The 21271-nt window shown below is 69.7% G+C and carries 21 protein-coding genes and 1 pseudogene; 6 read left to right on the top strand and 16 right to left on the bottom strand.

Annotation, left to right across the window (positions count from 1 at the left end):
* Window positions 1-115: 115 nt before the first annotated feature.
* The 3 genes from AB5J49_RS43450 to AB5J49_RS43440 form a co-directional block, all read right to left on the bottom strand.
* The gene (locus AB5J49_RS43450) at window positions 116-1222 is read right to left on the bottom strand and encodes an NAD(P)/FAD-dependent oxidoreductase (protein WP_369174383.1); all 1107 of its coding nucleotides are present in this window, start codon (window positions 1220-1222) and stop codon (window positions 116-118) included.
* A gap of 225 nt (window positions 1223-1447) precedes the next feature.
* The gene (katG, locus tag AB5J49_RS43445) at window positions 1448-3664 is read right to left on the bottom strand and encodes a catalase/peroxidase HPI (protein ID WP_369174382.1); all 2217 of its coding nucleotides are present in this window, start codon (window positions 3662-3664) and stop codon (window positions 1448-1450) included.
* Between the two features lie 24 nt (window positions 3665-3688).
* A complete protein-coding gene (locus AB5J49_RS43440) occupies window positions 3689-4138 on the bottom strand; it encodes a Fur family transcriptional regulator (RefSeq protein WP_369174381.1) in 450 nt (149 codons plus the stop codon).
* 224 nt (window positions 4139-4362) lie between these two features.
* Between AB5J49_RS43440 and AB5J49_RS43435 the strand changes: the two genes are divergently transcribed.
* A complete protein-coding gene (locus tag AB5J49_RS43435) occupies window positions 4363-5730 on the top strand; it encodes an alpha-lytic protease prodomain-containing protein (protein ID WP_369174380.1) in 1368 nt (455 codons plus the stop codon).
* Window positions 5731-5826: 96 nt separating this feature from the next.
* On the opposite strand, the gene AB5J49_RS43430 is transcribed toward AB5J49_RS43435, so the two are convergent.
* From AB5J49_RS43430 to AB5J49_RS43405, 6 genes and pseudogenes are all read right to left on the bottom strand, one after another.
* Window positions 5827-6909, bottom strand: coding sequence for a serine hydrolase domain-containing protein (locus tag AB5J49_RS43430; RefSeq protein ID WP_369174379.1), 1083 nt, complete (start codon window positions 6907-6909; stop codon window positions 5827-5829).
* Window positions 6906-7826 (bottom strand): hypothetical protein, encoded by a 921-nt coding sequence (locus tag AB5J49_RS43425; protein ID WP_369174378.1) that lies wholly within the window; start codon window positions 7824-7826, stop codon window positions 6906-6908. The genes AB5J49_RS43430 and AB5J49_RS43425 overlap by 4 nt, the downstream gene beginning before the upstream one ends.
* Window positions 7823-8872, bottom strand: coding sequence for a hypothetical protein (locus tag AB5J49_RS43420; protein ID WP_369174377.1), 1050 nt, complete (start codon window positions 8870-8872; stop codon window positions 7823-7825). Before AB5J49_RS43420 ends, AB5J49_RS43425 begins: the two co-directional genes overlap by 4 nt.
* Window positions 8869-9582, bottom strand: coding sequence for a hypothetical protein (locus tag AB5J49_RS43415; protein WP_369174376.1), 714 nt, complete (start codon window positions 9580-9582; stop codon window positions 8869-8871). The genes AB5J49_RS43420 and AB5J49_RS43415 overlap by 4 nt, the downstream gene beginning before the upstream one ends.
* A gap of 21 nt (window positions 9583-9603) precedes the next feature.
* On the bottom strand, window positions 9604-9789 hold the full coding sequence (locus AB5J49_RS43410) for a hypothetical protein (RefSeq protein ID WP_031482330.1): 186 nt from the start codon (window positions 9787-9789) through the stop codon (window positions 9604-9606).
* 263 nt (window positions 9790-10052) lie between these two features.
* Window positions 10053-10181 (bottom strand): annotated as a pseudogene (locus tag AB5J49_RS43405) (IS5/IS1182 family transposase); the annotation flags it as partial.
* A gap of 114 nt (window positions 10182-10295) precedes the next feature.
* On the opposite strand from AB5J49_RS43405, the gene AB5J49_RS43400 reads away from it, so the two are divergent.
* Window positions 10296-10454 (top strand): hypothetical protein, encoded by a 159-nt coding sequence (locus tag AB5J49_RS43400; RefSeq protein WP_369174375.1) that lies wholly within the window; start codon window positions 10296-10298, stop codon window positions 10452-10454.
* Between the two features lie 546 nt (window positions 10455-11000).
* On the opposite strand, the gene AB5J49_RS43395 is transcribed toward AB5J49_RS43400, so the two are convergent.
* Window positions 11001-11855: an oxidoreductase gene (locus AB5J49_RS43395; RefSeq protein WP_369174374.1), complete on the bottom strand. Its 855-nt coding sequence runs from the start codon at window positions 11853-11855 to the stop codon at window positions 11001-11003.
* Between the two features lie 76 nt (window positions 11856-11931).
* The gene (locus AB5J49_RS43390; RefSeq protein ID WP_369174373.1) at window positions 11932-13188 is read right to left on the bottom strand and encodes an MFS transporter; all 1257 of its coding nucleotides are present in this window, start codon (window positions 13186-13188) and stop codon (window positions 11932-11934) included.
* 140 nt (window positions 13189-13328) lie between these two features.
* Between AB5J49_RS43390 and AB5J49_RS43385 the strand changes: the two genes are divergently transcribed.
* Window positions 13329-13814, top strand: a complete 486-nt coding sequence (locus tag AB5J49_RS43385; protein ID WP_369174372.1) for a MarR family winged helix-turn-helix transcriptional regulator — start codon at window positions 13329-13331, stop codon at window positions 13812-13814.
* A 630-nt stretch (window positions 13815-14444) separates the two neighbouring features.
* Here the strand turns inward: AB5J49_RS43385 and AB5J49_RS43380 are convergent.
* The 5 genes from AB5J49_RS43380 to AB5J49_RS43360 all read right to left on the bottom strand — a co-directional run bounded on the left by AB5J49_RS43380 (window position 14445) and on the right by AB5J49_RS43360 (window position 18843).
* Window positions 14445-15137, bottom strand: coding sequence for an SDR family oxidoreductase (locus AB5J49_RS43380; RefSeq protein ID WP_369174371.1), 693 nt, complete (start codon window positions 15135-15137; stop codon window positions 14445-14447).
* Window positions 15134-15589, bottom strand: coding sequence for a VOC family protein (locus AB5J49_RS43375; protein ID WP_369174370.1), 456 nt, complete (start codon window positions 15587-15589; stop codon window positions 15134-15136). The genes AB5J49_RS43380 and AB5J49_RS43375 overlap by 4 nt, the downstream gene beginning before the upstream one ends.
* A complete protein-coding gene (locus AB5J49_RS43370; protein WP_369174369.1) occupies window positions 15586-16806 on the bottom strand; it encodes an MFS transporter in 1221 nt (406 codons plus the stop codon). Before AB5J49_RS43370 ends, AB5J49_RS43375 begins: the two co-directional genes overlap by 4 nt.
* 73 nt (window positions 16807-16879) lie before the next feature.
* Window positions 16880-18013, bottom strand: coding sequence for a ferritin-like domain-containing protein (locus AB5J49_RS43365; RefSeq protein ID WP_369174368.1), 1134 nt, complete (start codon window positions 18011-18013; stop codon window positions 16880-16882).
* Window positions 18014-18042: 29 nt separating this feature from the next.
* Window positions 18043-18843 carry a DJ-1/PfpI family protein gene (locus tag AB5J49_RS43360; protein ID WP_369174367.1) on the bottom strand — a complete coding sequence of 267 codons (801 nt, stop codon included), beginning with the start codon at window positions 18841-18843 and terminating at the stop codon, window positions 18043-18045.
* Window positions 18844-19100: 257 nt separating this feature from the next.
* Between AB5J49_RS43360 and AB5J49_RS43355 the strand changes: the two genes are divergently transcribed.
* The 3 genes from AB5J49_RS43355 to AB5J49_RS43345 all read left to right on the top strand — a co-directional run bounded on the left by AB5J49_RS43355 (window position 19101) and on the right by AB5J49_RS43345 (window position 21245).
* Window positions 19101-19868 carry a cupin domain-containing protein gene (locus AB5J49_RS43355; protein ID WP_369174366.1) on the top strand — a complete coding sequence of 256 codons (768 nt, stop codon included), beginning with the start codon at window positions 19101-19103 and terminating at the stop codon, window positions 19866-19868.
* Between the two features lie 10 nt (window positions 19869-19878).
* Entirely contained in the window at window positions 19879-20424 is a 546-nt protein-coding gene (locus AB5J49_RS43350) for a DJ-1/PfpI family protein (protein WP_369174365.1), read from the top strand.
* Between the two features lie 89 nt (window positions 20425-20513).
* On the top strand, window positions 20514-21245 hold the full coding sequence (locus AB5J49_RS43345) for an HAD family hydrolase (protein ID WP_369174364.1): 732 nt from the start codon (window positions 20514-20516) through the stop codon (window positions 21243-21245).
* The last annotated feature ends 26 nt before the right edge of the window (window positions 21246-21271 follow it).

Below are 21271 nucleotides of genomic sequence, written 5' to 3'. Positions count from 1 at the left end.
CCTGCCGGGGCCCGGGGCGGGCTGGAAAGGCTCCGGGTACCCCGGCACGGTGGCTTCGATACGGCACACATGCGGGTACCGGCGTGCCGGGGCGGGGCCGGCCCGCCCCGTCCCCTCACGCCGCTGTGTAGCCCAGCTGGCGTCGCATGTACGGGGTCATGAGGGTCTTCGCCTTGGCGATGGTCGTGGTGCGGCTGCCGAGGACCGCCGTTTCGCCGCCCGGGACGGGCAGCATGGTCACTCCGTCGGCCGGGCCGAACGGCACGATGAGCGGGGTGCGGTGCACCGGCCGGTAGAAGCGGGGCTCCTTGCGGTGCTTGCCGCCGCTGTTCAGGTAGGCGCGGATGTTGTGGGCGGCCAGGTCCGCCTGGGCCAGCGCGGCCGGGGTGATCTTGACCTCGGTGGCGTCGTTCACGTCGCCGACCGCGAACACGTCCAGCCATCCCTGGACCCGCAGTGCCTGGTCGACCCTCACGTGTCCCGCCTCGTTCAGCCAGTCCCCGTGCCCGGCCAGGCGCAGCCAGAGCGTGTTCGGCGTGGTGCCGGTCGCCCAGAAGGAGCGGTCGGCCTCGATGATGTTTCCGGCGGCGTCGCGGTAGGTGCCGAAGTCGTTGCCGGGGGACATGAAGGCGTCGAGCCACACGTTCACGTCATGGGACTCCAGCCAGGTGCGCGCCTTGCGCCCGGCCCGTGCGCTGCCCGTGGAGTGCAGCAGCTCCGGTCCGGAGTGGGCGAGCGTGACGCGGGCGTCCGGCCGGGCGAGGCGGATCTCGGCGGTGAGCTCGACCCCGGAGGGCCCGCCGCCGACGACGAGGATGTGCTCCGCCGAGGCGATGTGCTGCTGGTGCGTGGCGAAGGACTTCACCGCCTCCTCGGTGGTGGTGCCGGAGAAGCGGGCCGGTTCGGGGTAGTCGGCGCCGGTGGCGATCACCAGCACGTCGTACGGGAGCCGCTCCCCCGTCGCGAGCATGACCTGCCGTTCGGCGGTGTCGATACGGACCGCCTTGCCCACGGCCACCCGGCCGTTGCGCAGCAGCCGGTCGTAGGGGATGAACGGGCTGTGGGACCAGTCCGGGCGCACGCCGGCGCGCAGGGAGGCGATGCGATGGAAGAAGACCTCCTTGCGGTCCACCAGCGTGACCCGCGCCGTCGTGTCCAGTCGCTTCGCCAGACGGACGCCGGCATAGCCGCCGCCGATCACCACTACGTCGCCGTCATGCACGCCGAGTCTCCTGTGCTGGTGGGGGGAGAGAAGGAGTGAGTGGCGCGGCGGGTGGGCCGCCGTCGGCCACTCCCCTGTCCGGCGAGCCTATCTTTTGAAAATTAAAGAGCTGATGGAGCTCGGTGTGCGTTCTGTGAAAGGTGCGCCGGGTGAGGTTCCTGCGCGCAAACGACGACGTCCAGGCCGACCCCTGCGAGCCGGCCTGGACGTCATGCTCGGAACGGATCAGACGAGGTCGAACCGGTCAAGGTTCGAGACCTTGACCCACGCCGCGACGAAGTCGTTCACGAACTTCTCCTTCGCGTCGTCGCTCGCGTAGACCTCCGCGAGCGCGCGCAGCTCGGAGTTCGAGCCGAAGACGAGGTCGGCACGGGTGCCGGTCCACTTCAGCTCGCCCGTGGCGGCGTCGCGGCCCTCGAAGGTGGTCTGGTCCGAGGAGGTCGACTTCCACTCCGTGCCCAGGTCGAGCAGGTTGACGAAGAAGTCGTTGGTCAGCTTGCCCGGGGTGTCGGTGAAGACGCCGTGCGTCGAGCCGCCCTGGTTGGCGCCGAGGACGCGCAGGCCGCCGACGAGGACGGTCAGCTCGGGGGCGCTCAGGGTGAGCAGGTTGGCACGGTCGAGCAGCAGGTACTCGGCCGGCAGGCGGTTGCCCTTGCCGAGGTAGTTGCGGAAGCCGTCCGAGGTCGGCTCCAGCGCGGCGAAGGACTCCACGTCGGTGTGCTCCTCGGTGGCGTCCACACGGCCCGGCGTGAAGGGGACCTCCACGTCGACGCCGGCGTCCTTGGCGGCCTTCTCGACACCGGCGGCACCGCCGAGGACGATCAGGTCGGCCAGGGAGACCTTCTTGGCGCCGGAGTTGAACTCGGCCTGGACGCCCTCGAGGACGCGCAGGACCTGGGCGAGCTCGTCCGGGTCGTTGACCGCCCAGCCGCGCTGCGGCTCCAGGCGGATACGGGCGCCGTTGGCACCGCCGCGCTTGTCGCTGCCGCGGAACGTCGAGGCCGACGCCCACGCGGTGGAGACCAGCTGCGAGACCGTCAGGCCCGAGTCGAGGAGCTTGGCCTTCAGGGCCGTGACGTCGGCGGCGTCGATGGTCTCGCCCTCGGCCTGCGGCAGCGGGTCCTGCCACAGCAGCGTCTCCGCCGGGACCTCCGGGCCGAGGTACAGGGACTTCGGGCCCATGTCACGGTGGGTCAGCTTGTACCAGGCGCGGGCGAAGGCGTCCGCGAACTGGTCCGGGTTCTCGTGGAAACGCTTCGAGATCTCACCGTAGATCGGGTCGAAGCGCAGCGAGAGGTCGGTGGTGAGCATCGTGGGCCGACGCTTCTTCGACGCGTCGTGCGCGTCGGGGATGATCTCCTCGGAGTCCTTGGCCACCCACTGGTTGGCGCCGGCGGGGCTCTGGGTGAGCTCCCACTCGTAGCCGAAGAGGATGTCGAAGAAGTCGTTGCTCCACTGGGTGGGCTTGGTGGTCCAGGTGACCTCGAGACCGGAGGTGATGGCGTCGCCGCCCTTACCGGTGCCGTAGGTGGACTTCCAGCCCAGGCCCTGCTCCTCCATGGAGGCGGCCTCGGGGTCGTTGCCGACGTGGTCGGCCGGGCCGGCGCCGTGGGTCTTGCCGAAGGTGTGACCACCGGCGATGAGGGCGACGGTCTCCTCGTCGTTCATCGCCATGCGGCGGAACGTCTCGCGGATGTCGCGGGCCGCGGCCAGCGGGTCCGGGTTGCCGTTGGGGCCCTCGGGGTTGACGTAGATGAGGCCCATCTGGACGGCGCCGAGCGGGTTCTCCAGCTCGCGGTCGCCGGTGTAGCGCTGGTCGTCGAGCCAGGTGGTCTCGGGGCCCCAGTAGACGTCCTCGTCGGCCTCCCAGACGTCGGCGCGGCCGCCGCCGAAGCCGAAGGTCTCGAAGCCCATCTGCTCCAGGGCGACGTTACCCGTGAGGATCATGAGGTCGGCCCAGGAGATGGACTGGCCGTACTTCTTCTTGACCGGCCACAGCAGACGGCGGGCCTTGTCGAGGTTGCCGTTGTCCGGCCAGCTGTTCAGCGGCGCGAAGCGCTGCTGACCACGGCCGCCACCGCCGCGGCCGTCGCTGATGCGGTAGGTGCCGGCGCTGTGCCAGGCCATACGGACCATCAGCGGGCCGTAGTTGCCGAAGTCGGCGGGCCACCAGTCCTGCGAGGTGGTCAGCACCTCGGCGATGTCCTGTTTCACGGCCGCCAGGTCAAGGGCCTGGAACGCCTCGGCGTAGTCGAACTCCCCGCCGAGCGGGTTCGCGACGACAGGGTCCTTGGCCAGGATCTTCAGGTTGAGCCGCTCCGGCCACCACTGACGGTTGCCACCGCCCTGCGTCGGGTGGGGGGCGCGATCGTGCGCGACGGGGCAGCCACCGGCGCCCTCCGTCTTCGCGTCAGTAACGATCGCATCGGGGTTCTCAGCCATGGGAAACCTTCCGAACTAGGTGATTCACAGTGCTTGGGGTGCACTGCTGGCGGTGGAACAGTCGGGGCACAGGCCCCAGTAGATGACCTCGGCCTCGTCGATGGCGAAGCCGTGGTCGTCGGACGCGGTCAGACACGGCGCCTCGCCGACCTCGCAGTCGACGTCGGCGACGACACCGCACGACCGGCACACGACGTGGTGGTGGTTGTCGCCGACACGACCCTCGAACCGGGCCGGACTGCCGGCCGGTTCGATACGGCGGATGAGTCCCGCCGCGGTGAGTGCGTGGAGGCCCTCGTACACGGCCTGCAGGGAGACATGGCCTACGCGATCACGCACCCCGGAGGCGATGGCCTCGACGCCGAGGTGGTCACCGGCCCGGACAGCCTCCAGCAGCGCGACACGCGCGGCGGTCACCCGCAGGCCGGCACCGCGCAGCTCCTCGGCTGGGGTCGGGGTCTGGGATGCGGTCATGGGGACAACCTACCTCGCTAAACACGAATCATTCAAGAAAACGAACGATGAAAGTCTGGTGTCCCGCACGGGAGCGGGGGCCGGGGGGCTCCGAGTGATGCACATGGCACCACTCGGAGCCCCCCAAAGCGCGAAAAAACGTCTCTCACGGCATCGGTGCACGCCTTTCCGTCAAGGCCTTGAGCTGGTCGACATCCCACTCGTACTCGATGGAGGTACATCGCATGCTCGGCAGACATACCGCGGCAGGTCGCCGCGGCGCCGCCCTGACCGCTCTCGGCGCACTCGTCCTCACCGGGGTCACCTCGGCCGCCGCGGCCGACCCGCCGCCCGCGTCCACCGCCGCACAGACGCTCGGCGCCGACCGGCCGTCGGCGGCGGTGCTGCGCGCCCTGGAGCGTGACCTGAAGCTGAAGCCCGGTCAGGCGGCCGAGCGGCTGGTCAACGAGGCGGAGGCGGGCGTCCGCGCGGGACGCCTGCGCAACGCCCTGGGCGAGCACTTCGCGGGGGCCTGGCTGCGGGGGGCGACCTCCGCGGAGCTCACCGTCGCGACCACGCACGCCGCCGACGTGTCCGCCATCAAGGCCCAGGGCGCGCAGGCCGCGGTCGTCAAGCAGCCGTTGGCCGAACTCCAGGCCGTCAAGAAGGAGTTGGACACGGCCGCCGCCCGCGTCAAGACGCGCGACACACCGGTCTGGTACGTCGACGTACCCACGAACCGGGTCGTCGTCCAGGCGACCAAGCGCTCGGCCGCCACCGCCTTCATCAAGGCCGCCGGCCTCCAGGGCAAGGGCGTCGGCGTCCGCCTGTCGGCGCAACGGCCCCGGCTGCTGGCGGACCTCGTCGGCGGCGACGCCTACTACATCGAGGGCACCGCCCGCTGCTCCATCGGCTTCTCCGTCACCAAGGACCAGCAGCAGGGCTTCGCCTCGGCGGGCCACTGCGGGACCAAGGGCGACACGACCGCGGGCTCCAACATGGCCGAACAGGGCACGTTCCAGGCCTCCACGTTCCCCGGCAAGGACATGTCCTGGGTAGGCGTCAACAGCGGCTGGACCGCCACGGCCGACGTGGAGGGCGAGGACGGCGAGCGGACGCAGGTCGCCGGCTCGGTCCAGGCGCTCGTCGGGGCGTCGATCTGCCGCTCCGGTTCCACCACCGGTTGGCACTGCGGCACCATCGAGCAGCACGACACGAGTGTCAGCTACTCCCAGGGCACCGTGAACGGCGTGACCGAGACGACCGTGTGCGCCGAGCCGGGTGACTCCGGCGGCCCGTACGTCTCGGGCTCCCAGGCACAGGGCGTGACTTCGGGCGGCTCAGGCGACTGCACGGACGGCGGGACTACCTTCTACCAGCCGATCAACCCGATCCTCAGCGAATTCGGGCTCGTCCTGAAGACCGCGTCCGGCCAGGCCGGAACTCCCGCTCCGGAGGACAACGACGCGGCGGAGACATGGGCCGCGGGCCGCGTCTACGAGGCCGGCACGACGGTGACCCACGCGGGCGTGCGCTACCAGTGCGTGCAGACCCACCAGGCGCAGGGCGCGTGGTCGCCGAGTTCCACTCCGGCCCTGTGGCAGCGGTTGTAGGAGTCGTACGTCCTGGGAGTCACAGGTCCTAGGAGCCATACGCCGTAGGACTCTTCCGGTGCGGGGCTCGGCTCCGCACCGGCCGCTCCGCGGGGACTACTCCTCCGCGAGGAGCGCGTACGCGGTGGCGACGAAGGGGTCGCGGGCGCGGAAGCGGCGGGTGCACAGGGCGACCAGGGCCGTGCCGGTGTCCGGCCGGAAGCCCAGGAAGGCCTGCTGGCCGAGGGTCGCCCCGCTGTGGAAGTACATCGGTCCACCGTTCGTGGGATGCCGGAACCACGCCATCGTGTGCACGTGCCGGTGTCCCGGGCCACGTCGGAGCACGGGGGTGCGCACCGCCCGCAGGGCGTCGGCCGACGGGGAGCCGTCCGGGTCGAGGTGGGCTTCGAGGAACGTCAGCAGGTCGTGCGGGGTGGCGCGGACGGCGCCCGCCGCCTGGAAGCCGCCCGCGTCGAAGGCGAGGGTGGGCGTACGGCCGTCCTTGCCGTGCCCGACGGCGTCGGTCTTCGGGTCCTCCGCCCGCAATGCGGTGCCGCTCAGGCCGAACGGTCGCAGCACGTGCGCGCCGAGCAACTCCTCCCACGCCGTGCCGGTCGCTGCCGCGACGGCGTGGCCGAGCACGGCGACGCCGAAGTTGGAGTAGTGCCACCGGGTGCCGGGCCGGTGCCGGGTGCGGTGGCGCAGGAAGGCGTCGGCCACCCGCTCGGCCGGATAGCGGCCGTAGGGGTTGGTGCGCCAGGCGGGCAGCGCCCGCGGGTAGAAGTCGGCCGGCAGGGCGGGCAGTCCGGCGGTGTGCGTGATGAGGTGGGCGAGCGTCACCGGGTCCGCGTCCCTGCGCCGGCCCGGGTCCAGGCAGGCGGCGGCCGGCTCACCCCCGGTCAGCACGCCGCGCTGGATGAGCTGGGCCAGCAGCAGGCCGGCGAACGCCTTGGAGGCCGAACCGATCTCGTAGCGCAGGTCCTGCCGCGGGACCCGTGGGGGTGGGGCGGTGCCACCGCAGTGCAGGGTGCGGCGGCCGGAGCGGGACACGGCGAAGACGACGTCGGGCGCGTCGATGGCGCCGACGGCGCTCTCCAGCCGCGCCCGCAAGGTGGTGTCGTCGGTGCCGAGGCCGCCACCCTTCAGGGAGTGGTCCCTGTCCTCCTCGGCGCCCGGCCAGGGCGTGGACGGGCCGGTCATGAGGGGGCGTGCGTCAGCTCGGTGAGGGCGCGGGAGGTGGCCAGCACCGAGGCGAAGGCGGCGACCAGAGTCGGGTGGTAGATCATGTCGAACACCTCGTCCGGTTCGCCCTCGGGCATCGTCCGCACGGCGGGCATGGCGCCGTCGGGCTGCTGCGCGGCAGCGAAGCCCTCCCAGGCCCGTTCGTCCAGGGTGGGGCGGGGCAGGCAGGCGTCGACGACCAGGAGTTCGCCGAGCAGGTCCCAGCGCTCGAGGTCCAGCCAGTCGTCGATCCAGACCGGCAGCCACATGGCGAGGTAGTCGGCGATGTCCGGCGGCAGGCCGTCGGGGTGCTCTCCCCAGTCGGTGAGGTGGAACACCGTGTGGGTGACGTCGTAGGCGATGTGCCCGCTGACCGTCCAGGGCTCGGGGGTGCGGGCCAGCCAGGTCGAGCCGACGATGTCCGCCTCGGGCATGCGGGGTGTGAGGCCGAAGCGGCGCTGGAACGCGGACAGTCCGAGGCGGCGGGTCGGGTCCAGTTCGAGGGCCGCCCAGCTGTCGAGCCGGTGGTAGAGGACGGTGGCGCGCTCCACCTCGGGCTCGCTGTACCCGAGTTCCTTGTACGGGAGGTACACCTCGAACGGGATGGGCGACAGCGGCTCGATGCGCTGGCCGCGCACCAGCATGCGGCCGCCGTCCAGCGTGTGCCGCCAGGTGTGGTCGAGGAGCTTGCGCGCGAGTTCGGCCTGCCGTGAACCGGCCACGCCCTCGCGGAACAACACCCTGCAGATCAGGGCCAGTTCACCGACCGGTTTGAAGCGCTCCAGGAAGCCCACTTCCGGATCGACGTCGGGCTCCAGGCGAAATCCGTCGCGATGGGCCCACAGCCACTCCAGGGCGCGGACGCCGACGGTGTGCATCAGACGGGTGTCGGTCATCCGGGCACTCCTTGTCCCCTGTACCGGTTCTGGGTGCCGCCCACGTACGCCGCGCGGTCTTCGGCACCGTCCTCGTGGCCTTCGCCGGCGAGGTACTTGACGGTCTGTGCCGCCGCGAAGGCCGCCATCAGGGTGGAGTGGTAGCACTGAAGGAAGTCCGGCTCCGGGGCCACTGCGGCGTCGCCCCCGGAGTCGGCTCCGGCCTCGCCCCGGGAGACCGGGGCCTGCTGCGGGAGAGCGCCGGAGTCGTGCTGTGCCCGGGCGATCCGGGACCAGGCGTGCTGAAGGGTCGTGTGGTCGGGCGGGCACGGGAGGCTCGCTGCCACGATCAGCAGCTCGCAGCCGAGGTCCCACATCCCGGCGTCCAGGCAGGTGTCGAGCCAGGGCGGCAACCAGTGAGCCAGGTAGGCGGCCAGGTCCGCGGGGACGCCCGCGGGCGTGCGGCCCCAGTCGGTGAGGTGGAAGACGACGTGGGTGAGCGCGTACCCCGAGGAGCGCTCGAACGTCCATGGTTCCGGCAGTCCGCCGAGCCAGGTGCGCCGCAGCACCTCCGCGTCCCGCTCCGGACGGCGGATGCCGCTGCGCCGCTCGGCTTTCAGGACGCCCAGCCGGCGGGTCGGATCCTGCTCGGTGAGCCGCCAGCCCCGGGTGCGGGCCGTCGTGGCGGCTGCGGCCTCGTATCCGGGATGCCGCAGCCCGGCCGAGGCGAAGACGGAGTAGATCTCCAGGGGGTACGTCGCGAACGGCTCCGACTGCTGGAGCCGGAGGAACAGTTCGCCCCGGCCGGTCTGCTGCCACGCGAACCGCAGCAGCTCCCGCGCACACACGTGCAGCGGATCGGACGGCGGGGTGTGCGAGCGTACGCTCGCACAGGTCTGAGCCAGTTCGCCGAGCGGTTTCCAGGTGGCGTCCACCTGGCCGTCCGCGGTGAGTGCGTCCTCGCTCAACGCGAAGTCGCCCCGGTGCGCGGACAGCCAGGCGAACGCGGCGGCTCCCACCTCTCGGATCTCGCCGGCTCGGATCCCCCTGGCGGCCAGGGCGGTCATACGAGCGCTCCGGCCGCCCGCATGACCCGTGCCGCCTGGACCTGCAGGGACACCCGGGGGTCGCTGCCACCCATCAGTTCCACGAAGTCCAGCCCCGCCGCGAGGCCGAGTGTGTCCGGGACCCCGTCCAGCAGGGTGAGCCAGCGTCCCGCCCCGGCCGCCTGCTGCCAGTCCCTGCGACGCACGGCCCGCACGAAGCCCCGGGCCACGTCGACCGGGCGGCGCTGGGCGGCGCGGGCCACCGCGCAGTCCTCACCGGGCACCGCGAGCGGGGCCAGGACCGCGAGTTGGTGCGTCAGCACCTGCCATGTCGCCTCGTCGAGCCAGCCGGCGACGTCCGGCTCCGCGGTCCGGTCCCCGGCGGGTGCTCCGGCCAGGGGTGTGTCGAGCCGCCGCAGGGTCCGACTCATCGCCCAGTGGCTCCACTTGACGGTGGGTGCCGCGTCGGCGCGCGGCGGGAAGGCCTCCACCGTCCTGCGGAACACGGCAAGTGCCTCCGGGGCGGGCGGAGTCGGAAAGAGTACGTGCGGCAGCAGCAGGTCTGCTCCCAACACGCGTACCGCCGCGAGGGCGAAGTTGCCCTCGAGGTCGTCCGTCGCCCCCGTGCCGGACATGCGCACGTGGTCTCCACCCCGAAGGGCGGAGACCACGTCGGACGCAAGGTCCTGCACCGCGCCCTGCAAGAGGGCCGAAGTGCCTGACTGCTCCATTCAGCTGCTCCCGTCGGTCCGCTAGCCCTTCTTGGGGCGAGGGGTCGGCGGGGACAGCAGCAGCTTGGTGTCTGCGGAGAGCAGCGCCAGCGCGGCGCACTCCCGGCTGTCGCGGTAGACACCGTCGGGCTCGGCGGGATCAAGTGCCGCCTCTAGGTCGCTCCGGACGCCCGTGATGTCCTCGATCGCCTTGTCAATGGAAGGCATATCACCATCTCCTCTGGGGTCAGCCATAGCCTCCACAACCAAGGTCACCACATGGCCACAGAGCGCGCATCTTGAAGCAGGCCAACTCAATGCGCGTGACACCCACGATGAGTCCGCAGATCATGTCTTCCCCCTTTCCTTGCGAGTTGTGCCCCTTGTTTCAGCTGACCCCGACGCTCACTGTGTGAGGGGTGTCGTCCCCCACGGGCCGGTTCCCATGACGGTGAGCCGGACCGCGCTCAGGTCGTGGGCACGTGGAAGCAGTCGACCCGGCTGTCGCCGATCCGGTCGCGCTCCGCGCGCGTGCCGTCCAGCGGGACGAAGTCGGGGTCGACTTCGCGCAGGGCACGCGGCAGGCCGGATGCGCGATTGGCAAGCGGGCCGATCAGAGCACGCCGACGGCAGGACAGGAAACCAATGAGGCGCCTGCGCCGACGAGTTGAGACTTCTAACAGGTCATCTCGACAAGGGGGGCGGTTCGCCGAAGCGCCTGCCGGTGGGGACGCATGGTGTGGGTGCATGAGCTGGGCGAACGCATGGTCGCCGAGGGCGGCGAGGACGCCCTGTGGCTGGACACTGCCATCGAGCAGTCCGAGAAGGACGGGGCGATCGTCAGCTCCTTCTCGGTCGCCACCACTGCGACGGCCTCCGGCTCGGGCTCCTAGCCGGCGCCGGGGCCGGTCACCAGATCCGCGACCTGACTCCCAACCAATCGACCTTGGTCATGTGGCAGGTCTGCAAGGTGACTCCGAAGGACGTCGACAAACGACGCCCGTTCCGTGGCTGTCCATATCGATCTGCATCGCCCGGAACCGCTCTGTCCTTCATTGAGGCAGGACCCACGCGCCGCGGTGCTCCCGGAGCAGCCGGCGGATCTACCGGGCGGGGAAGTGCTGCTCTTGCACGAGCATCATGGCCCGTTCAGCCCGCTCTTCGGCGGCCGTTCGGTCCTCGTATTCGCGGGCGATCTCGGGTGTCCGGCGCTCGCCGGGGTGCGGACCCGCACGGCCTTCAGCCGCCGCGCGTCGCTGTGACCGGTGCCGGTCGCCGCGTTGGGGGCGGAGCGGCCAAGACGCCTCACCGAGACGGGGGTGGCTCGGTGAGGCGCCGTTCGTGGGCGGCAGCAGTGCGTAGTTCGCGCTGCGGGCCGCCGGGTGAGGGCCGATGAGCGGCCACAGTTTCGCGCCAGGGAAAGGTGCTGTGTCGGGTGGTCAGTCGAAGTCGGTCGGGCGGCCAAGTGACTCAACCGCGTCTACTTCGCGCAGTCGCTGTTGGAGTCGTTCGCGGATCCGGTCGATGGCGTTGGCGCCCAGCGGGAGGCGCAGCGGGGGGTTTTCCATCCGGGTGGCTGTGATGATGGCGCGGGCTGCGCGGGCGGGGTCGCCGGGTTGTGTGCCGTGCATAGCCAAGAACTGCTGTTTGGCAGGGTTCAGGACGGATTGGTAGTCGTCGATCGGCTCGGCCCAGCGCACGGATCGGCCGGTGAAGTCGGTGCGGAAGGGGCCGGGTTCCACGATGAGGACGTGGATACCGAGGTGGGCCACTTCGGCAGCCAGCCCCTCGGAGAGTCCTTCGAGGGCGAATTTGGTGCCCGCATACGCGGTTCCGCCCAGGGTTGCCAGGACACCGCCGACGGAGGACATCTGAACGATGCAGCCCGAGCGCTGGGCGCGCATGGCCGGCAGGGCGGCCCGGGTGACATCCAGCGCGCCGAAGACGTTGGTGTCGAACTGCCGGCGCAGTTCGGTCTCCGAGGGTTCTTCGAGGCCGCCCCGCAGTGCGTAGCCGGCGTTGTTGACCAGGACGTCGATACGGCCGAAGTCCTTGAGCGCGGTGTCGACCGCAAGGCGGACCGCGGTGGGGTCGGTGACGTCCAGGGGCAGCGCGCGGACCCGGTCGGGCGCGAGGGCGACCAGGTCGTCGAGGGTGCTGGTGTCGCGTGCGGTGGCGACGAGCCGGTCGCCGTCGGCGATGACCTCGTGGGCCAGGGCGCGGCCCAGACCGGTGCTGGTGCCGGTGATGAACCACACCTTGGTGGTCGTGGGATCAGTGTGCGGTGACGGCATCAGAGTTCCTTACCTGGTGGTCTTTGAGGCTGAGGCTGTGTCAGCGAGGCGGCTGTCCGGATTGGTCGGCATGCCGTCAGCCGGAGGTGCGGGACGTGGCGGCCAGGGCGTCGGCGGGCTGCTCCTGTGGTGCGGGGCTGTCCGCGGGCGCGGCGCTGGAGGCGGGGAAGGCGGTGCGGCCCAGTGCGGCGGACAGGGCCAGCACGGCAGCGAAGAGGCCAAGGCTTGTCCAGGGCAGCGGGCTGGTGCCTTGGGCCGCGTAGAGGGCTCCGCCCAGGAAGGGCCCTGCGGCCATGCCGGCGTTGAGCATCGTGACCAGCATGGACTGGGCGATTTCCATGGCGGAGCCGGCGGCGCGGGCGGATGCGGCCTGCAGCATGGTCGGGGCGGCGCCCAGGGCCATTCCCCACACGGCGATGGCGGCGACCGTGGTGACGGGGTTGGAGCCGAGGGCGGCAAGCAGCGCCATGGCGCCGGTGAAGGCGGCGAAGGTGGTCAGGACGACGGCGCGCAGGTGGCGGTCGATCAGGGATCCGGTCAGCCACAGGCCGGTGATGGCGGCAAGGCCGAAGACGAACAGGACGACGTCGACTCGGTCTTCCAGGCCGGAGGAGGACAGGAACGAGGCAATGTAGGTGTACATGTTCATGTGGCCGACTTCGAAGGCGAAGGCGACCAGCATCAGGATCATGATGCCGGGCTGCATGAGGACCCGCTTGACCGGCATGCGTTCGTGGGCTGCCTCTCCTGCGATGGGCGGGAGGGCGGCGCGAGCCCAAATAGTGACGATGAGCCCGAGGGCTGCCATGACGGCGAAGGTGGAGCGCCATCCGATGCTTGTGCCCAGGGCGGTGCCGAGAGGAACGCCGACAGCCAGGGCAACAGGGACGCCGCCCATGGAGATGGCCAGGGCCTTGCCCTTGCTGGCTTCGGGGACCATGCGCATGGCGTATCCGGCGATCATCGCCCACTGCAGGCCTGCGCCCAATCCGGCGATGAGGCGGCCGGTGAAGGTGAAGGCGAACCAGGGCGAGGCTGCGGTGGCGGCGTTGGCGGCGACCACGGACAGGACCGTGACGAGCAGCACGGGGCGGCGTGGCCAGCGGCGGGTGAGTGCGGTCAGCGGGATCGCGGCGAGCATCGATCCGGCCGCGTAGACGGTTACTAACTGCCCGGTGGTGGCCTGGGAGACGTCGAGGCCATCGCTGATCTGGGGCAGGAGGCCTGCGGGGACGGTTTCGGTGAGCACCGTGACGAATCCGGCGACTGCAAGGGCGAGGAGTCCGGCCCAGGGCAGGCCGGGCGTGGCCTCGTTGGTGGACGTGTGTGTCACGAGCCCTCCTGATGTGGTTATCTTGAGTGCCAAGGTAATTTATCTTGAGACTCAAGGGAGTGTCAAAGGTGCCCAGATCCGAGCAACCGTTTGAGCCACACGACTCGGTGGAGGCCGAACTGTCGGGGTGGGTCGCCGACATGCCCGACGTCGACCCTCTGACCGAGGCCGCCCGCCAGCGCATCGGGCGCATGGCCAGGCTTTTCGAGCGCCTGCTCACCCAGGTCGCGGCTGACAACGAGCTCACCGCCGGCGACTGGGCGGCACTTTCGGCCCTGCAGCGTTCCGGCCCGCCGTACCAGGCCTCCCCCACCACGCTCTCCCAGCAACTGGGCATCACCTCGGGCACGATGAGCGTGCGTCTGGCCCGCCTCTCCCAGGCAGGGCTGATCGAATCCGTCGCTGCGGCCGACGGCCGCAGCAAGCCCGTCCGGCTCACTGCCCACGGCCAGGACCGCTGGCGCGCCGCCACGCAACAACGCACCGACCGTGAACGCCGGCTGTTCGCCGATGTTTTCTCCCCTGAGGACCTCAAGGAATTCAACGTGCTGCTCAGCCGCCTGCTGGGCCGCCTCGAGGGCGAGTTCGGCCAGGCAACCCGCCACGACGTGCCCAAGGACGCCTGAGCCGCAGGCGGCCGGCAGAACCGGAAGAAAGGAGACCGGCCCGGAACCTGATGATGATCAACGGAAGACCTGGCGCGACCAAGCCCTGCGGGCCCGCAGGGCCGCGGCAGTGGGGAAGCGTGCCTTTGCTCCAGGGCCACGCGCTCGACGTAGTCGACCACACGGCGGCCGCTTGCCCGAATAACACGGCAGGTCCTCGCGGCTTGTGACGCGTCGGAGTGCGATATCCGATGTGGAACTGATGGGGCTGCCGACGGCGGCTTCTACACCTCCAACCTGTCCGACTGGGTGCCCCTGTGCCCTCAGTTGAGGGACTCCTCGGTGCGCCTGTACTGGATCATGCGCGCCGCGGGCTGCCTGAGACGGGGTTCAGCGGGCGCTGCGCCTGCTGCGGACTCCATCGGCGTCCGCTGCTGCTCCGCGCACGCACGACCCCGCCCTCGCGAGGGCTCGGGAAGAGGAACAAGTGCGCCAAGTGCTGCGCCGCGGGGCAATGTTCGGAGACCTGCTGGAGCACCGGGTCCAGGGGGCTGTGGCGGCCCGGGCGGCACGCGCGCAGGTGGCCGGCCACGGCGCGTAGAGCGACCGGTGCGGGCGCTGCCGCCGGACCCCTGCACCGTATGGGAGGCCTTAGTTGATCTGCCCGACGGGACGCACCTGGAGCTGGTTGATGTCCATGCCCGGCGGCTGGTTCAAGGCGAACAGGATGCAGCTCGCGACGTCCTGGGCACTCATCGCGGGGCCGTCCGGCAGGCCGCCCCGGTTGTCCCAGAAGGGGGTGTCGACCTTGCCCGGCGCCACCAGCGTCACCCCGACACCATCGGCGGTGACCGCGAGCCGGGTGTTCTCCGCCAGCGCATGCAGCGCCCACTTGGTGACCGAGTAGAGGTTGTTGGGGGTGTGCTTGGCCCCGGCGACGCTGCCGACCAGGACGAGCCGGCCGCGGCTGTCCTTCAGGTGGGGGATGCACTCACGAACGACGAGTGCGGGACCCAGCACATTGGTCAGCACCATGGCGTGCATGGCCTCGGGTGTGTGATCCATGAGCGTTCCAGGCAGGGAGAAACCCGCGTTGACCACGACGTTTTCCAGACGGCCCCACTGCGTCACGCTCTTGACGGCGCGGCTCACGGCCGAGGCATCGGAGGTGTCTCCCGGCAGTGTCATGAGGTCGCTGCCGGCGCCCTGGTTGGCCGCGAAGGCCGCGAGCTTGTCGGGGTCACGGCCGGTGAGGGCGACGCGGTGGCCCTGCTTGAGCAGGCTCTGGGCGGTGGCGGCACCGATTCCGCTGCTGCCACCGGTGATCAGGGTGATGGGTTTCATGCGAGGCTCGATTCGTCGATGGCGGGCATCGGCTGTCCGTCCGGGTTCCAGTTCTGGAGGAAGGCGGACTGCCGGGTGAGGTCGACAAGCTCGATGTGGCCGCCCAGGCTGTTCAGGCGGTGGTAGGCGAAGGCTCGTCCGTAGGGGCATCCCGAGAACGCCTCCGGATAGCCCTGGCTGTTCAGACGTGTTCTGCCGGCGGTGAGGTCGGAGGTCCAAAAGCCCAGGTGGTGGAAGCCTGGGGTGGAGGTGTCTCCCCATGGCCCGCCGGGGTCGGTTTCGATGAGTTCGATGAAGGGTGATCCGCCCGCGGTGAAAGCCATGCGGTAGTCCCAGTCGGCCAGCCTGCCCTCTACCGGGGGCTGCCAGGTCAGGCCTGCGGATCGGGTGAGGTCGCCCATGGTCGCGGTGAGGTCCGGCGTCGTGAAGCACACGTGGTAGAAGGTGCTCACCGCACAGGCTCCCGCGGCTGCGTCCTGTCTTCGTGCGGTGGGTGTGCTGTGGGCGCGGGCGCGGCGAAGGCCGTGCGGCGGGTGGCAGCGGCCAGGACCAGTGCCGCGGCGAACACGATCAGGCTGGTCCAGGGGAGCGCGCCGACGCCGCGGCCGCTCAGGATGAGTCCGCCCGTCATGGAACCCAGGGACATGCCCGCGTTGAGCACGGTGACGAGCATGGCTTGCGCCACCTCCGCCGCCGTACCTGCCGCCTTGGCGGCTGCGGCCTGGAACATCGTCGGTGCGATGCCCAGCGCGAGGCCCCAGCCGAACAGCACGGTCACCGCCAGCCAGGCGTGTGTCCCCCACAGGCTCAACAGGACCATGGAAAGGGTGAACAAGGCCAAAGTGGCCAGCACGACGCCTTGCAGATTCCTGTCGATGTACACGCCCGCGGCGAACAGGCCGATCATGGCAGCGACTCCGAAGGCCAGCAGCACCGGCCCGACCGACCCGCCCAGTCCCGCCCGCCGCAGGAACGGGGCGACATACGTGTACAGGTTCATGTGGCCGATCTCGAAGAGGAGAGCGGCGATCAGGATGGTGGCGATGCCAGGCAGCAGGAAGACCTGGCGCAGCGGAGTGCGGCCGGCCGCGTCCTCACCGGGGAAGGGAGGGACAGCGGCGAGCACCCACCCTGCGACCAGCAGCGCCAGCGCGCCGATGGCCGCGAAGGTGTAGCGCCAGCCCAGCAGGTCGCCGGCGTAGGTGCCGACCGGGACACCCAGGGCGAGCGCGGTCGGCACTCCGGCCATCGACACTGCCAGGGCCCGGCCCTTGCGGGGCTCGTCCACCAGCCGCATGGCGTATCCGGCGATCATCGCCCATTGGATGCCGGCCGCCATGCCGCCCACTGCCCGGGCCACCACGGTCAGTTCGTAGGAAGCCGACACCGCAGTGACGAGGTTGACCAGGGCTACGGCGGCAATCGTGGCCACCAGCAGGGGACGTCGGGGCAGGCTGCGGGTCACGGCCGTCAGGGGGATTGCCGCGACCACCGATCCTGCGGCGTACACGGTCAGCAACTGGCCGGCCGCGGAGTCCGATACATGGAGTCCGTCGCCGACCTGGGGCAGCAGCCCAGCGGGGACGGTCTCGGTGAGCATGGTCAGAAAGCCGGCGGTGGCCAGCGCCAGCAGCCCGCCGAGCGGCAGGCGGTTTGCGTTGCGAACCACGGTGGGGTCTCGCCCTTCGTCGGGTGGAGAAGGTGGCGTGGCGGCCCGCACCGTGCGGACCACCACGGCACGTTCATGCGGCGCTGTTGATAAAGCGCGGGCCGTAGAACACGGCCTGGCTCAGGTCCGTGTAGCGCTCCAACGCCCGGTACTCGCGCGGGTAGAGGTCGCGCAGTCTGGCGACGGCCGGCTGCGGGACCTGGTTGCGCATGATGTTGAAGCAGGACCGTACGCGCATCTGGTCCATCTGCGTGACCGCAGCACCAAGCGACGGCCACCAGGTCTCCACCGGGCCGTTCCAGGAGGTGTCCAGGGCCACCATCATCTGGGTATAGGCGTCGTCGAAGCCCTCGAGTTCTTTGCGGACTTCGGGCCCCTGAGGGTCGAGTGCGAGCAGCGCCGCGTACCCGTCATCCGGGACGGCGAGGGTGTTGATGACCACGGGCCAGGCGATCTCCTCGCCGGTGAAGAAGTCCCGTTCCGTCTCTCGTGAGATGACTGTGTCGTCGGGGGCGACGTAGCGCCGGCCGTAGCGCAGTTCGGCGAAGCGAGCGTAGTGGGATCCCTCCTTCTGGAAGTTCTCCCGGGCCGTCTCGACCGTCCCCTCGCCTTCGCCTTCCCCTTGTTCGGTGATGATGTCGAGCCCCTGAAGGAGCTTGCCCACGGGATCGTCATCGTCCGGCTCGAAGGTCAGGTAGCCAAGGTTGCCGCCCACCTGGTTGGCTCGACCGCCCAGCCGGACCGCACGTTCCACCGCTCCCGCATTACGGATGATCGCCTCCCGGATGGCGTCGTAGAAGGCGCCGATCGTCGGGTAGGCGGATCCGCGCTGGCGGGCGTTGAGCATGAACTCCGGAGCCTCCAGGCGCATGAACGCCTCCAGACTCGCGGTGGACAGCTTGGCCAGGCGCAGCCGCAGGTCGGGGGCCACACCCCCCGGCAGCCCGCCCGTGCCGGGGTACGACGGTGCGAGGCCCTTGATGTCCGGACTGCCGCCGAGCGCGGCGACCATGTTGGCGGCGATGGCCATGTGGACCATCTCCTCCATCAGCACACTGCGGATGGTGTTGTAGGAGGGGTAGTTCTGCACCTCGAGCGAGTACATGGCGGCGCAGTACAGCGGCATCGTGGAGTGCTCGAGCGCTACTGCGGTCTGCAGCGCGCCGCGGATCCAGTCGATGTCCCGCAGTGGAATGGGCGTGGTCATGTGACGGCTCTCCAGGGGAATCGGGTGCTCTAGGCGGTCGCGTTCTCGTCCTGCGGCGGGTAGAGCATGGGCTGGAAGAGGTCCTGGAAGGACGCCTCCAACTCGGCGTGCTGGTAGAACTCGGGTCCGGTCTCCTCGAAGATGACGTCGCCGATGCCACCGAGCGTGTCGAACATCATCGAGACGATCGTCCCGACCTCGCGCCCGAAGTAGTGGGCGACGAGCGCGACGGCACCGCCGTTGACGCCGTAGGAGCCGGTGAACGTCCAAATCCGGGAGGCGGTGTTGGCGATCCACATCCGCCGTGCGACCGGAACGGTGAAGCCTTCCTCGCGCAGGCCCCTCGCCACGGCCGCGACGCAGGTCAGCGGTTCGTCGTTGACGATGCCCGACCGTGCCAGGACACCGACGCCCGAGCAGTTCGCGGCGATGACCTTCCCAGCCTCGTGGTGCCGTCGGATGACCTTGTGGAGCCGGTCGTTGGTCAGCAACGCTCCGGAGCCGACGCCGCCCGGGATGTAGAGGATGTCGAAGAGCTCGTCGTCGTTGAGGACGGAGTCGGCCACGACATTGGTGCCCATCTGCATCTTGATGACGCCGGGCTCCAGGGCGACCAGGCGCACATCCAGCTCGCGGCTGGCCGCCTCGCGCTGCCACGGCGCGATCTGGCCGGAGGTGACCATCCCGGCCCCCTTGAATATCTCCAGAGGGGTGATGGTGTCCTGCTCCGAGCAGGCCTCGTAGCCCAGCACGCCGATGGAGTTGATCTGCGGTGTCACGCTGTCCGGTGCCTGACCCTGACGGCCTCGAGCCGGCGTAGGGGTGCTCACAGTGCGTCTCCTCAATAGGGGGCGAATAAAGGAACCTGCCGCTCCGGTTTGTGCGGGGCGGATTCCTGAAAGGCACCCTGCCAACAGACGATCTGCGCATCAAATAAGCAGGGACGCAGGCAGTCATCACGTCCCGAAGCCCCCAGTGCGCCGTTATGGCGACCATAGCGGCTGCTATTTGGAAGTCGACGGAGGTCCTGTCTAACGTCCTGCTCAGACCGGGGACCGAAGCCAGCCATGAAAAAGGGGGATCAGCCATGTCTGAGATGGCTCCAAGCGTCCAGAGCGCGTCTGATCTGATGGTGAGGATCGATCCCGGTCCGCGTGATTTCTCCGCCCTTAACGAGGCGGTCAGGAAAGGTTCACGCATCGGAAATGAAAACACGGAAGAAGATCACCACCTCAACGAAGTCATTCCGAAGCCGTGGGGCATGGAATACCGCATTTACGTGGACGACTTCGTCGACGTGTGGAACCTGAAGATCAACGAGGGTGAATCCACCTCGATGCACGTCCATCCGCGCAAGCTGACATACCTGCTGTGCCTCGCAGGTCAGGGAGTGACCGACACCCTTGCCGGTCAGGTCCCCGTTGGCGCGGGGACGATCCTGCGTATCGCCGGCGGCGCCTTCCACTCCAGCAAGAGCATCGGGCCCGGCCCGCTGTGGCTGGTCGAAGTGGAAGCCCCCCGCAACAAGTTCGACCTGATCCGGCTCCGGGACAACTATGACCGGCAGGGCACCGGCTACGAGCAGGAGCACACCGAGGTTCCGAATCTGCCCGCACGTCCGGTCTCATTCCTGCCCCAGGCCAAGCTCCGTGAACGGTCTCCGGACGGCGAGTTCGCCTTCGGAATCCGCGCCGGCGCCGACATCTTCTACCGGCGCCAGCCCCAGGACCTCTTCCACATCCCGCTCGGCCTGACCGGTGTGGTCACCGGCGAGCTCGACATCCTCGCCCCGGCACAGGCAGATGCCCGACGCCCCGCACTGGACCAGTACTACCTGTCCCTGGCACTCGACTAAGGAGAACCGCATGCCCAGCGCAGTCATCATCACCGGTCCCGGATTCCAGGACCACGACGTCGTCTACACCTACTACCGGCTGATCGAGGAGGGCTGGAACGTCGACATCGCCACGAAGAACGGTGCCGACGTCACGGGCAAGTACGGCATACCGCTGCCGATGGACAAGACCGCCCGGCCGCTGACTTCCTTCGACCAGCTGGACGCCGCCAACTACGACGCCGTGATCCTCACCGGTGGTCACGAGGCGCCGGACCGCGTGCGCCAGGACGCGAACGTGCTGGATTTCGTGAGGGCGATGGATGCGGCCGAGAAGGTCGTGGCGGGCTTGTGCCACGGCCCCTGGATCATGGTCAGTGCCGGCGTCCTCAAGGGCCGCCGCGCCTGCGCCTACATCGGCCTGCGCGACGACGTCATCAACGCCGGGGCAGACGTCGTGGACTCCGACGTCATCGTGGACGGCAACATCATCACCTGCTCGTACTACGCCTACGTGGGCCGCTTCATGCAACAGGTCTTCGAGACCGTCGCAAAGAACCAGGCCGTAGCCGCCTGACCTGCACGGCCCGCTTTGACACGCGAGGGGCGGGCGCCTACCCCCCGGTCTGACACCCGCCCCTCGCGGCCCCAACGGAGAGTCTTCTCGTGCTGATACTCGACTTCGACGGCGTCATCGCAGATGCCCTCACCGAATGCGCCGTCGTCACCTACTACGCCGACCACGATCCGGCCGCCCTCGCCGACAAGCCCATTGCCGAGCTGGCAGCCGCCATGCCGGCCGCCTTCGTGGAACGCTTCCGGCGGGTACGCACCTACGCGCGACTGCTGGACGACTTCATGGTCGCGCGCGACAACGCCGCCGAATCCATCCGCACCGTGGACGACTACGAGGCGATCCTCGATCGCATCCCGCCGAAACGGCTCAGCAGCCTCGTCCGCGGCGCAACGGCAGTGCGCACGACGCTGCGCGAGCAGCAGCGTGACGAGTGGCTCGGCATGCACACCCTCTACCCCGGCGTAGCCGATCTGCTGCGCCGCCACCAGGGACGCGGCACCTCCATCGTGACGGCCAAGGACGAAGCCAGCGTCTGGGACATCCTGGCGCACCAACAGCTCGAAGCCACGGTCACGCAGGTCATCGGCGAGTGCTCCGACAAACGCACCGCCGTTCAGCAGCTTGCCGAAGGCGACGGGCTGCCGGCCTCGGCGGTGACCTTCATCGACGACCACATCACCAACGCGCTCGCCGTGCGCGACACAGGAGCCAACTCGCTGTGGGCCTGGTGGGGATACCACACACCCGACCACATCGACCGGGCCATCACACGCAAGCAACGACGCATCTACCTGCCCGAACTCACCCAGCTCACCGCCTGATCACCGCACCCACAAGGCAAGGACGA

Source organism: Streptomyces sp. R28, from assembly GCF_041052385.1.
GTDB lineage: Bacteria > Actinomycetota > Actinomycetes > Streptomycetales > Streptomycetaceae > Streptomyces.
The sequence above is the reverse complement of the archived record's forward strand: the minus strand, read 5'-3'. Positions and strand labels throughout refer to the sequence as shown.

Bases quoted from the DNA above. Each gene is read 5' to 3' on its own strand.
- AB5J49_RS43350 (WP_369174365.1), top strand. From the start codon at position 19,879: ATGCCCAGCGCAGTCATCATCACCGGTCCCGGATTCCAGGACCACGAC.
- AB5J49_RS43430 (WP_369174379.1), bottom strand. From the start codon at position 6,909: ATGACCGGCCCGTCCACGCCCTGGCCGGGCGCCGAGGAGGACAGGGAC.
- AB5J49_RS43435 (WP_369174380.1), top strand. From the start codon at position 4,363: ATGCTCGGCAGACATACCGCGGCAGGTCGCCGCGGCGCCGCCCTGACC.
- AB5J49_RS43395 (WP_369174374.1), bottom strand. From the start codon at position 11,855: ATGCCGTCACCGCACACTGATCCCACGACCACCAAGGTGTGGTTCATC.
- AB5J49_RS43380 (WP_369174371.1), bottom strand. From the start codon at position 15,137: ATGAAACCCATCACCCTGATCACCGGTGGCAGCAGCGGAATCGGTGCC.
- katG (WP_369174382.1), bottom strand. From the start codon at position 3,664: ATGGCTGAGAACCCCGATGCGATCGTTACTGACGCGAAGACGGAGGGC.
- AB5J49_RS43400 (WP_369174375.1), top strand. From the start codon at position 10,296: ATGGTGTGGGTGCATGAGCTGGGCGAACGCATGGTCGCCGAGGGCGGC.
- AB5J49_RS43420 (WP_369174377.1), bottom strand. From the start codon at position 8,872: ATGACCGCCCTGGCCGCCAGGGGGATCCGAGCCGGCGAGATCCGAGAG.
- AB5J49_RS43355 (WP_369174366.1), top strand. From the start codon at position 19,101: ATGTCTGAGATGGCTCCAAGCGTCCAGAGCGCGTCTGATCTGATGGTG.
- AB5J49_RS43415 (WP_369174376.1), bottom strand. From the start codon at position 9,582: ATGGAGCAGTCAGGCACTTCGGCCCTCTTGCAGGGCGCGGTGCAGGAC.
- AB5J49_RS43440 (WP_369174381.1), bottom strand. From the start codon at position 4,138: ATGACCGCATCCCAGACCCCGACCCCAGCCGAGGAGCTGCGCGGTGCC.
- AB5J49_RS43365 (WP_369174368.1), bottom strand. From the start codon at position 18,013: ATGACCACGCCCATTCCACTGCGGGACATCGACTGGATCCGCGGCGCG.
- AB5J49_RS43385 (WP_369174372.1), top strand. From the start codon at position 13,329: ATGCCCGACGTCGACCCTCTGACCGAGGCCGCCCGCCAGCGCATCGGG.
- AB5J49_RS43410 (WP_031482330.1), bottom strand. From the start codon at position 9,789: ATGCCTTCCATTGACAAGGCGATCGAGGACATCACGGGCGTCCGGAGC.
- AB5J49_RS43425 (WP_369174378.1), bottom strand. From the start codon at position 7,826: ATGACCGACACCCGTCTGATGCACACCGTCGGCGTCCGCGCCCTGGAG.